9 protein-coding genes are annotated in these 10,586 nt (G+C 44.5%); 4 read left to right on the top strand and 5 right to left on the bottom strand.

The annotated features are described in order from the left end of the window. Window positions 1-193: 193 nt before the first annotated feature. From DVY93_RS04105 to DVY93_RS04095, 3 genes are all read right to left on the bottom strand, one after another. On the bottom strand, window positions 194-580 hold the full coding sequence (locus DVY93_RS04105) for a hypothetical protein (protein WP_230709250.1): 387 nt from the start codon (window positions 578-580) through the stop codon (window positions 194-196). A 354-nt stretch (window positions 581-934) separates the two neighbouring features. Then, window positions 935-2,584, bottom strand: a complete 1,650-nt coding sequence (gene groL / locus DVY93_RS04100) for a chaperonin GroEL (protein WP_193005989.1) — start codon at window positions 2,582-2,584, stop codon at window positions 935-937. Window positions 2,585-2,662: 78 nt separating this feature from the next. Then, window positions 2,663-2,953 carry a co-chaperone GroES gene (locus DVY93_RS04095; RefSeq protein ID WP_010196840.1) on the bottom strand — a complete coding sequence of 97 codons (291 nt, stop codon included), beginning with the start codon at window positions 2,951-2,953 and terminating at the stop codon, window positions 2,663-2,665. Window positions 2,954-3,505: 552 nt separating this feature from the next. Here DVY93_RS04095 and DVY93_RS04090 point away from each other — a divergent pair. Continuing rightward, window positions 3,506-4,270, top strand: a complete 765-nt coding sequence (locus DVY93_RS04090) for a DUF3108 domain-containing protein (RefSeq protein WP_230709248.1) — start codon at window positions 3,506-3,508, stop codon at window positions 4,268-4,270. Between the two features lie 124 nt (window positions 4,271-4,394). Here the strand turns inward: DVY93_RS04090 and DVY93_RS04085 are convergent, their stop codons facing one another. Beyond that, window positions 4,395-4,877: a hypothetical protein gene (locus DVY93_RS04085; protein ID WP_230709247.1), complete on the bottom strand. Its 483-nt coding sequence runs from the start codon at window positions 4,875-4,877 to the stop codon at window positions 4,395-4,397. 62 nt (window positions 4,878-4,939) lie between these two features. After that, complete coding sequence (gene wrbA, locus DVY93_RS04080) at window positions 4,940-5,557, bottom strand: NAD(P)H:quinone oxidoreductase (RefSeq protein ID WP_198335010.1); 618 nt, start codon at window positions 5,555-5,557, stop codon at window positions 4,940-4,942. A gap of 328 nt (window positions 5,558-5,885) precedes the next feature. Here wrbA and DVY93_RS04075 point away from each other — a divergent pair, with 328 nt between their 5' ends. From DVY93_RS04075 to DVY93_RS04065, 3 genes are all read left to right on the top strand, one after another. Then, the gene (locus DVY93_RS04075; protein ID WP_230709245.1) at window positions 5,886-7,436 is read left to right on the top strand and encodes a YihY/virulence factor BrkB family protein; all 1,551 of its coding nucleotides are present in this window, start codon (window positions 5,886-5,888) and stop codon (window positions 7,434-7,436) included. Between the two features lie 92 nt (window positions 7,437-7,528). Then, window positions 7,529-9,148 (top strand): DUF2254 domain-containing protein, encoded by a 1,620-nt coding sequence (locus DVY93_RS04070; protein ID WP_230709242.1) that lies wholly within the window; start codon window positions 7,529-7,531, stop codon window positions 9,146-9,148. Between the two features lie 118 nt (window positions 9,149-9,266). Beyond that, window positions 9,267-10,538: a cation:proton antiporter gene (locus tag DVY93_RS04065; protein WP_230709241.1), complete on the top strand. Its 1,272-nt coding sequence runs from the start codon at window positions 9,267-9,269 to the stop codon at window positions 10,536-10,538. Window positions 10,539-10,586: the final 48 nt, after the last annotated feature.

Here is a 10,586-nt window from a genome sequence, read left to right as displayed (position 1 = left end):
AACCAAACGAGAATTCAAAAGGGTTTAGGCTATAAATCGCCAAGACAGGTGTGGTTTGATTATTATCGTCAGGCTGCGTAACTAAAATCTCCCAAGTTTAGTTGTACGGATTTGACGGCAGGGGTCAAAAATACATCACCTAAATAACGTACAACGATATAATCTGTATCGTCTCCTACCTATTAATACATAATTATTTAACGGTCTCGTCAGTTACATCAGCGCAGCCCTTTCTATTATACTGCGTCGAAGCTGCTTCATATTTACCTCTTAAAAGAGCATAGTTAGATTGAAGTGCACCATCACCTCCTTCTAAAAAGAAAAGTGCAGGCCAAAACAATACTAACCCAACACCCATTTGCCAAGCGTCAGCTGATGCCTCTTTATCTACCTGACCAGTAATCGTGGCTACTCTTTGTGATATCTCTCTCATTTCATTTTCTAAAGTAGCACAGCTAAGACTAGCGTATTCATTCGGAGATACGTAAGTGATAGGAATCTTAGTAGATTTACTAGCACAGCCGCCTATGGTCAAAACAGTAGCTAGCCCTAACAAAATGGCAGGTAATTTAGCTTTCAATAAATACTCCTTATTTTTTATCTTTGAACTTTTAATAGTAAGCAAAGAGGATAGGCGATGATCTAATTGTCAAAATTTACATTATATACAAATAGAAATAATTATGTAACATTTATAAGTTCTAAAAAATGTGTGAAAACTCCAGTGAACTCTACCTATGGCACAAAAAAAGCGCTGCTATCTTAAAGATAACAGCGCTTTCGGTAGTCAAAACACTTTTACTATTCTAGATTCATAGTGAAAAGCACTTTATGGGTTGACTGAAGTAGTATAACTAGGCAACCGAGTAAAGAGTGTACTTATAGTACATCGAACACAGTTAACGACATCGTACGAATTCAGCCGGGGTATAAATTACATCATGCCGCCCATTCCACCCATACCGCCCATTCCACCAGCACCAGCCATGCCAGCCATTGGGTCTTCTTTTTCTGGTAGGTCAGTAATCATGGCTTCAGTCGTCAGCATGAGACCAGCAACAGAGGCAGCATTCTCTAGCGCTGAGCGAGACACTTTAGCTGGATCAAGAATACCCATCTCTAGCATATCGCCATATTCACCAGAGGCAGCATTGTAACCGTAGTTACCAGTACCGTTTTTCACTTCGTTCACCACGACTGATGCTTCTTCGCCAGCGTTGGTGACGATTTGGCGCAGTGGTGCTTCCATTGCGCGACGTAGGATATTGATACCCGCATCTTGATCATCGTTATCGCCTTTTAGCTCAGACAATGCATTCATTGCACGCACTAAGGCAACACCGCCACCAGGGACAACGCCTTCTTCAACCGCTGCACGAGTTGCATGTAGCGCATCATCAACGCGGTCTTTTTTCTCTTTCATCTCAGTTTCGGTCGCTGCGCCAACTTTGATAACTGCTACGCCGCCTGCCAGTTTCGCAACACGCTCTTGTAGCTTTTCTTTATCGTAGTCAGACGTTGACTCTTCGATTTGACGGTTGATAGACTCAACGCGGTTATCGATGTCAGCCGTGTTACCAGCGCCATCAACGATTACGGTGTTTTCTTTACCAACGGTTACTTTTTTAGCCGTACCCAATTGCTCAAGCGTTGCAGTCTCTAAGCTTAGACCAATCTCTTCAGAGATAACCGTACCACCTGTTAGCGTTGCGATGTCTTCTAGCATGGCTTTACGGCGATCACCAAAACCTGGCGCTTTCACCGCACACGTTTTTAGGCCGCCACGCATGTTGTTGACAACCAGAGTCGCGAGCGCTTCGTTTTCTACGTCTTCAGCGATGATGAGCAATGGCTTGCTCTGCTGCATAACTTGCTCAAGTAATGGCACGATCTCGCGGATGTTGCTGATTTTTTTGTCAACAAGCAAGATGTATGGGTTTTCAAACTCAGCAGTCAGGCTGTCTTGCTTGTTAGCAAAGTACGGGCTGATATAGCCACGGTCAAACTGCATACCTTCTACGACTTCTAAGGTATCTTCAAAGCTTGAGCCTTCTTCTACCGTGATAACGCCTTGCTTGCCTACTTTTTCCATCGCTTGCGAGATCAGCTCACCGATTTTGGTGTCTGAGTTAGCAGAGATAGAACCCACTTGAGCGATGGCTTTTTCGTCATCGGCTGGTGTAGATAGTTTATGAATCTCTTTAACTGCTGCACGAACTGCTTTGTCGATACCGCGCTTAAGATCCATTGGGTTCATGCCAGCAGCCACTGACTTCATGCCCTCTTGCAAGATTGACTGAGCCAATACCGTCGCAGTCGTCGTACCATCACCAGCGACATCATTTGTGCGGCTAGCGACTTCACGGACTAGTTGAGCGCCCATGTTTTCAAATTTGTTTTCAAGCTCGATTTCTTTGGCTACCGATACACCATCTTTAGTGATGGTAGGCGCGCCAAAAGATTTATCGATAACCACGTTACGACCTTTAGGGCCTAAGGTTACGCGTACTGCGTTTGCTAGAACGTTTACGCCGTCCATCATTTGTTTACGGGCATCAATGCCGAATTTTACGTCTTTTGCCATGTTAAATTACTCCACTATTATAAGTATGAGAATACAATTGAATGATTCGATAGTACGGTTGGACATGCTGTCGGCCAATTAGCCTTCTAGCACACCCAATACATCAGATTCTTTCATAATAAGCAGTTCTTCGCCGTCAACTTTTACGGTTTGACCAGCATATTGACCGAACAAAACTTTGTCGCCAGCTTTTACATCTAATGCACGAGTTTCACCGTTGTCACGAATTTGACCATTACCAGTTGCAAGCACTTCACCTTGTGATGGTTTTTCTTGTGCTGAACCAGGAAGTAAGATACCACCAGCAGTTTTTGTCTCTTCTTCTATGCGGCGGACGACAATACGGTCATGTAAAGGACGAATGTTCATCGATATGACTCCAAAAGTTGGTTATTTAAATAAAGGGTTTATTTGAATTAATAGTCTCAACGCTAGTATCTACAAGCATTACTGCGTAAAGCAGCCTTCTTAAGATAAGCCTTGAGCTTGTAACAAAAAGTGGGGGCACGCGTGGCTCGCTTCAAGTGTAAAGCCCAAAAATTTACAAGAATTTTGCATAACACGGGCTATTAAATGAGGAATGTCATTATTTAAAAACGTTTCGTTTGAAGTACCCTATGACAAATGGCATTAGCATGGTGTTTAAAGCGTTCATTTGATTCATGATAGATGACCGTACTTCTTTTATGGTCAGTGGCTTAACTGATCTTTTTTACTAAGCTTACAGTCGGTTACTTAGTATGCGAGCACTAGCTTTGCTCGTAACATTAACTACAAGCGCACCACATCAAAGGCCACTCCTATCCTTGAAAATGTAACACAATATGACCATTATAACTTTTGATCCTGTCATGTCAGTCATCAAAAAACAGTCATCAAAAAAACGAACATGACTGCATAAAAGTTAATTAAGGAATATCCATGAGTTTTTTCTCAATGATTAAAAAAGCAATTGTCACTAATGACGCACAGCGCAGCAAGTCTAGACGCCTGACTATCTTAACCTCAGGGGCAAGTATTGCTGCCATCGGAGCTTTAAGTATGACCGCACCCACCCTGGCAAACGCAAAAACCGTTCAACCATCAAGCGCAAATTATAGTTTTACCGTAGAAGATAAATATAAAGGGACGGCTACTCGCACCTTAAGCAAGTCGGGCAATACTTGGAAATATGATGTCAATGCGCGCGTGGCTGGTGTTGCAAGCGCGGTACAAAGCAGTACCTTTACCATCATCGGTAATAATGTCACGCCAACCCAAGCGAGCACCACTTATAAGTTATTAGGTATGGGACGTACCCATAAGTTGAACTTTAACCCTCGTAATAAAAAGGTCACCAGCAACTACAAAGGCAAAACGACGACCATGGACATGGCACAGCAAGCCTTTGATGATTTGAGTCTTGAAGTACAGATTCGTCAAGACTTGTTAAACGGTAAATTCTCTGGCAACTACTACATGGCGAAAAAAGATAAAATTGAGAAGACGCCATTTAAAAAGTCTGGCAACACTAAAGTCACTGTACCAGCTGGGACATTTGACACTGTGCGTGTCGACCGTATCCATGATGACAACAGTCGCTCTACCAGTTTTTGGTTAGCGCCAAGCTTAAATTACTTACCCGTCAAAGTAAGCCAGATCAATGATGGTAAAAAAATGGATTTAGAATTGACTAAGGTCAACTAATAAAACTATCGGTACTTTTCTTGTGTTAAATGGATTGTACAAAATACAAAAGCGGCGCTCTAAATAGAGCGCCGCTTTTTTTTGATCCTGATCGTACATGATAAGGTTACGATTCATTCATCGGTCAACGTGGGGGTTTGACGACATTATTCATCGATGGCAGACGCTTGAGCAAAACAAACAGCCAAACATTGATAGTGAATAACAGCACAAAATCAATCAGATAAACCATTATTTCGGCCCAGCTGCTGCCGTAAGCGCGGGTAAAAAGCACCACACCACTGGCTCCTAAGTACACTAAGGTAAACATACTGCCTATTAATAACGCATATGGTGAGCGGCCACGTAGTATCCACGGCGTCAAAACAAATGCTGGCACCAGCCACAGCGCTTGCCATGCGATGCCACCGATGATATCGGGACTACGTGGGTTAAAGAGGTTAATAAAGATAGGCAGCGCAAACAGCCTATAGACCAACCAAACGAGCCAAGTCACCATCAAGCGCTGACGAATAGGCGCAATAGGCTTTTTGGCTTTGACAGATTTATCGGACTTATTTACTGGTGCCGTAGACTTTTTCTCACTATTGGAGCGGTTTGTAACCATTAGATGTATGTACTTCCTAATTAATAACACGGTAGCATGAGGCTTAACAACCTAAGCGCAGCTTAGTTACTCCAGTTGGCTTGCGCCAGCGCAGTGGCACTAATAGCCAAACGACGACCTTGGGCGATAGCCAGCTCACGCTCATCAGCAGACACTGGCTGATCATGAAGTGCGCCACTGACGTGACTGGCGCCATAAGGCGTACCACCGCGATGGGTACGGTTGAGCGCAGGCTCTGCATAAGGCACACCAACGATGATCATGCCGTGATGCATCAATGGTAGCATCATCGTCAATAAGGTCGTCTCTTGGCCGCCGTGCATCGAACCCGTTGCGGTAAATACTGACGCGGGTTTATTCTGCAAATTACCTGCCAGCCATAGCGTGACGGTATTGTCCCAAAAATACTTCATGGGCGCGGCCATATTACCAAAATGCGTGGGGCTACCAAGTGCCAAACCGCTACAGTCTTTCAGATCATCCATTGTGCAATAAAGATCCCCTTCATCAGGTATCGCAGGCTTACTCGATGTGGTCTCTGGTGCCACCGTTGGCACCGTACGGATACGCGCGGTCATGCCCGCATCTTCAATACCTTGAGCAATAGCATATGCCAACGTCTTAGTCGTACCATAACTAGAATAATAGAGCACCAACACATAGGGGGCGGTCTGACTCATTAGCAACACTTCCTCATCAATCATTAACATTATTATGGACAGCAATCATCATAGCAGCTTCTATACCTATCTATCATGCCGCTAAAATTTTGCCTATAACATCAAAACATATAAATAAATAGACAGACAGGCCAGTGATTTGCACCATTAGCATGTGCACACATTATGCCCGAGTCATTCCCTGACATGCAAACTCGCACGCTTAGTATTGCCGCCAGCAAAACCCTGTAACGGTTACTGCTGTGCATTTTGACACAATTAAACGGCAGATGATAACGACATATTTTTGTTACACTACTTTCACTCTAATACTTGCTCAATGGTTAACATGGAAAACATAACAAAAAAAATCCCATTTTTACATCAACGCTGGTTTCAGTTTTTGCGATTTTTGGTTCGGCATTTTTTTGAAGACAACTGCCAGCAAAAGGCTGCGTCACTGACCTACACCACCATGTTATCCATTGTGCCTATATTTACGGTGCTACTGATGATCTTATCGTCAGTACCAGCACTGGCGTCTGTGAGAGCACAGATCTATGAGGTGATTTATAGTAACTTGCTACCACAGTCCAGCATGCAGGTTAGTGAATACATCAATAACTTCGCCGAAAAGTCGTCTAATCTAACCATTATTGGTGCCATGGTACTGTTTTTTACCACTATCATGACGTTGACGACCATTGAGCGTGCTTTTAACCAAATCTGGCGGGTAGAAAACCGCTCGGGCGGCCTAAAAAGCATACTGCGCTACTGGACCATAGTGACGTTAGGGCCATTGGTATTGGGGACGGCGTTTATTGCCTCAAGTGCGGTGCAAAGCCTGAGCTTCTTAAATCGGCAAATTGCTGGCTATGGTATTGACTGGTCTTTTTGGGTACAAGCCGTCTCGATTGGCATTACCATTGCAGGCTTTATCGGTATGTACTGGTTTACCCCCAAAGCACGTGTGCCAGTAAAAAACGCCGCCATTGCCGGTCTGTTTGTCGCCATTGTGTTTGAGCTGATGAAGCATCTTTTTGGTACTGTGATGGCAAACTTTACCAGTTATGAAGCGATTTATGGGGCATTTGCCGCCCTTCCAATTTTCTTGCTATGGATCTATTTATCCTGGAATTTGATTTTATTAGGGGTGGAGGTGAGCTATACCCTGACCATTTTTGAGACCGAAGAAGTTTGTCCTCGTCATCCGTTGCTCAGCTTACTCGACATGCTAAATTTAATATACACGCACCATTTAAAAGGGGAGTCTGTCAGCGAACAAGCGCTGCGCAATGTACTGGGACGTAAAGAGCTGCCAAAGTGGTACACCTATATTAATTACTTACAAGACAGCAATCTCATCACCATGACTGAAGATGAGAACTATGTGCTCAAAAAAGATTTAAGCAAAATGACGTTGTGGGACTTTTATCGCACCCTGCCCTATCCGCTACCTATTAAGGATGAGCTTGATGAGATGAGGCTGGAAGATCATAAACCTTGGTTGAGCTTATTGGTTCATCGTTTTGAGCACACCGAAGCGTATGCTAAGCAGCAATTAGATTTGCCATTAAATGCGATTTTTGCCAATAGCAAGCCGCGTAAGAAGGCGTCTTCTGACCCAAAAGGCTTTCATAAAGAGCGCCACACGGATTTATTTAGAAAAAATACTCCGACAGCGGCCCGTCAGCTATCCAAAGCTAACTCAGATACTGAAAAGTCACCGCACTTTGACCCTATCGCCTATGATAAAGAAAGCGATATTGAGTGTGATGAGCACAACCATGAAGCGATCATTCCTATAGACGCTGGGGACAGCGATGCCAAAACAGAGACGTCTGGACGTGAACATAAGAATGCCATCATCACTGAAGCTGACAATCCCAAAGCACCTTAACCAAAAATAGAAAACGGTAGCGGGCGGCTTGAAATAACGTCATAAAATGAGAACAAGCCACAATCCTATTACTTTTGGATACATTGAAGCTTATGACAGTACATAAAGACGATGAAAAGAGCGTCTTGGCCCGTATTTTTGATACCGGTCAAGACAGGCTCAAACAGTTTACCCAGTTATGGTCGCTTCAAACCTTGACTGACCTACCCGACCGTCTCAGAAACCTGTGGCAGCAGCTGATCGGCTCTTATTGGTTTATCCCAACCGCTTGTGTGCTCATCGGTATATTGCTAGCCCCTTTATTCGTGACTATCGATCAGCATTTTGACCGTGAAACTATCCGAGAGATTACCTTTGCTTTTACGGGTGACGATGAGGCGGCGCGTGCCATCATGACCGCAATTGCAGGAGCCGTGTTGGGCGTGGCAGGTACCACCTTTTCGATTACGATTGCCGTCCTGTCTATGGCGTCTTCACAGTTTGGCCCACGCTTATTACGCAATTTTTTGACAGACACGCCAAATCAGTTTGTATTGGGCGCGTTTATTGGCACCTTTAGCTACAGCTTATTGGTCTTAAAATCTATTCATCAGTCCGACGTTGCTTTTGGCGTGCCGCAACTAGCAGTGACCTTTGCCATTATTATGGCCATTATCTGCGCCCTTTTGCTGGTGTACTTCGTACAACATATGGTACATGCCATCCAAGCGTCTCACGTCATTCAAAATGCCAGCAATGATGCGATTAACAATGTGCATTATTGGTATAGCGATCATTGCGATCTCCAGCATCAACGCGATGTTGAACACCATGACGTCGAGCAGTTTCACAGTTGGCCAGCTACGCCTATCTATGCCCCACGCTCGGGTTATATCCAGCAAATTTATCTTCAATCACTGATCACCCTGACCCAGGAGTACGGTGGTGTGGTACAAATTCACGTCAATCTTGGTGATTACGTCACTGACAAAAACGTTATGGGACATTTTTACCAACGTCCTGCAAGTCATCCAAATAACCGACAAAAAACAACAACACCGCACTTGGTGGTCGTACCGCGCGCGCCTGATGGTACGTTCTGGCAGCGTTTTGCGGGTTGCGTCCGACTCGAACAACGATTGGCGCACTCTAATGATATTGCTTATAGCCTAGGGCAAATAACTGAGATCGCGGTGCGAGCACTATCTCCTGGTATCAACGACCCAAAGACAGCAGTCAATTGCGTACAATCTTTGACCAGCTGCTTAAGTATCATGATGCGGCGTCAACCACCAAGCCCCTATCATTTTTATGTACCAGCACAAGATAAAGATACTCCCGAGACTGTGGTCAAACCACAACGAGTGGCGATATTAGCCTTGGTCACGCACACACCTAAGATATCTGACTTTATCAACGTGTCGCTTGGCGAGATACGTCGTTATGCGGCGGCGGACTTGATGGTCCTAAAAGCGCTGTGTCAGGCCATGGTCGATTTAAATTATGCACGAGTGAATAAGGCGCAGCAACAAACGCTATTGCATGAGTTAAATTTAATTAAGCGTGCGGGAGAAGAGAATCTCAGTTATCAAGAGTTGGTAGACGATTTGGTCGCTATGTGCCATCAAGCCGAGCAATTTATGACTGATGATAACGCAAAACATCGGCACTTTCGTTATGCCAGTGATTTTGCTACCCATATTCGTCAAGCGCTACAAACACAATCCAGTTAATCATACTAGCGTGGTTAGCAATTCTAATAATGCCGCATCAATCAAACGCTAAATACCTACGCCTTTCTTATAACCCCTAGGCTTAGGACAACTTTTATACTGATATGAGACCTACTTTATGGCATCTGCAACCAGCCTCACCATCCTTGAAATCAGCGCCATATTCTTATCCATTACCGCCTTGTTGACCTATGTCAATCATCGTTTTATTGGTCTGCCAACCACGATTGGTGTGATGGTGATCTCTATCGTATTGTCTATTGGCGCGATCTTTTTAGGCTTTTTAGGATTTGAGCAGCTGATTGATTACGAAGTCAGTTTGTTAGAGCAGCTTGATTTTACCGAAGTGTTGTTAGATGGCATGCTCTCTATGCTGTTATTCGCCGGCGCATTACACGTCAATGTTGGCGACTTAAAACGCTATAAGTTGCCCATTGGTATCCTTGCAGGACTGGGCACTATCGTATCAGCCATGCTTATCGCCACCGCGATTTACGTTATGTTGCCGCTGTTTGGCTTTGGCTTACCGTTTCTTTGGTGCCTATTGTTTGGCGCTTTGATATCCCCTACTGATCCTATTGCCGTTATGGGCATTCTCTCATCAGCAGGCGCACCCAAAAGTATTGAAACCGTCATCGCTGGCGAGTCACTGTTTAACGACGGTATCGGCGTGGTTATCTTTGTCTTACTGCTTGGTATTTTATCAAGTGGCGATATCCCAACGGTCAATTATGTGGCTCACACATTGGCGGTTGAGGCAGGTGGCGGTGTTATCTTTGGCTTGGTACTCGGTGCAATTTTGTATTACTTACTAAAGAGCATTGATAGCTATCAAGAGGAAGTCCTACTCACGCTAGCGGGCGTCATTGGAGGCTATGCATTGGCCAGTCATTGGCATTTATCTGGGCCTTTAGCCATGGTTATGGTGGGACTGATGGTTGGTAACCGCGGACGAGAATTGGCGATGAGCGATCGGACGCGTCACTATATTGATTTGTTTTGGGAGCTCATTGATGAGATTTTAAACGCGATTTTGTTTGTGCTCATTGGTCTAGAAGTGGTGATGACTGCTTATTCGGGTAATTTATTTATCGCCAGCGGTTTGACGATTATTATTGCGCTAGTGGCTCGGTTCATCGTCGTGGGTATGACCACCAAAACCTTTCATCGTCAGCTCGACTTACCCACAGGAGCGTGGAAAGTGCTGACGTGGGGAGGATTACGTGGCGGCATCTCGGTGGCCCTCGTGTTGCAGTTACCGGTAGGAACTGAGCGCGATATTTTATTGGCACTTACCTATGCTGTCGTCATATTCTCTATCTTGATACAAGGGCTAAGCGTTGGTAAAGTGGCAAAAAGCATTCGCACCGATAAAACAGCAAAAGTATAACTGGTACAATAACGTTACTGCTCAAAAAGCCCGCATAAGAATAATATC

It is taken from the genome of Psychrobacter sp. CCUG 69069 (assembly GCF_021023115.1).
Lineage (GTDB): Bacteria > Pseudomonadota > Gammaproteobacteria > Pseudomonadales > Moraxellaceae > Psychrobacter > Psychrobacter namhaensis.
The sequence above is the reverse complement of the archived record's forward strand: the minus strand, read 5'-3'. Positions and strand labels throughout refer to the sequence as shown.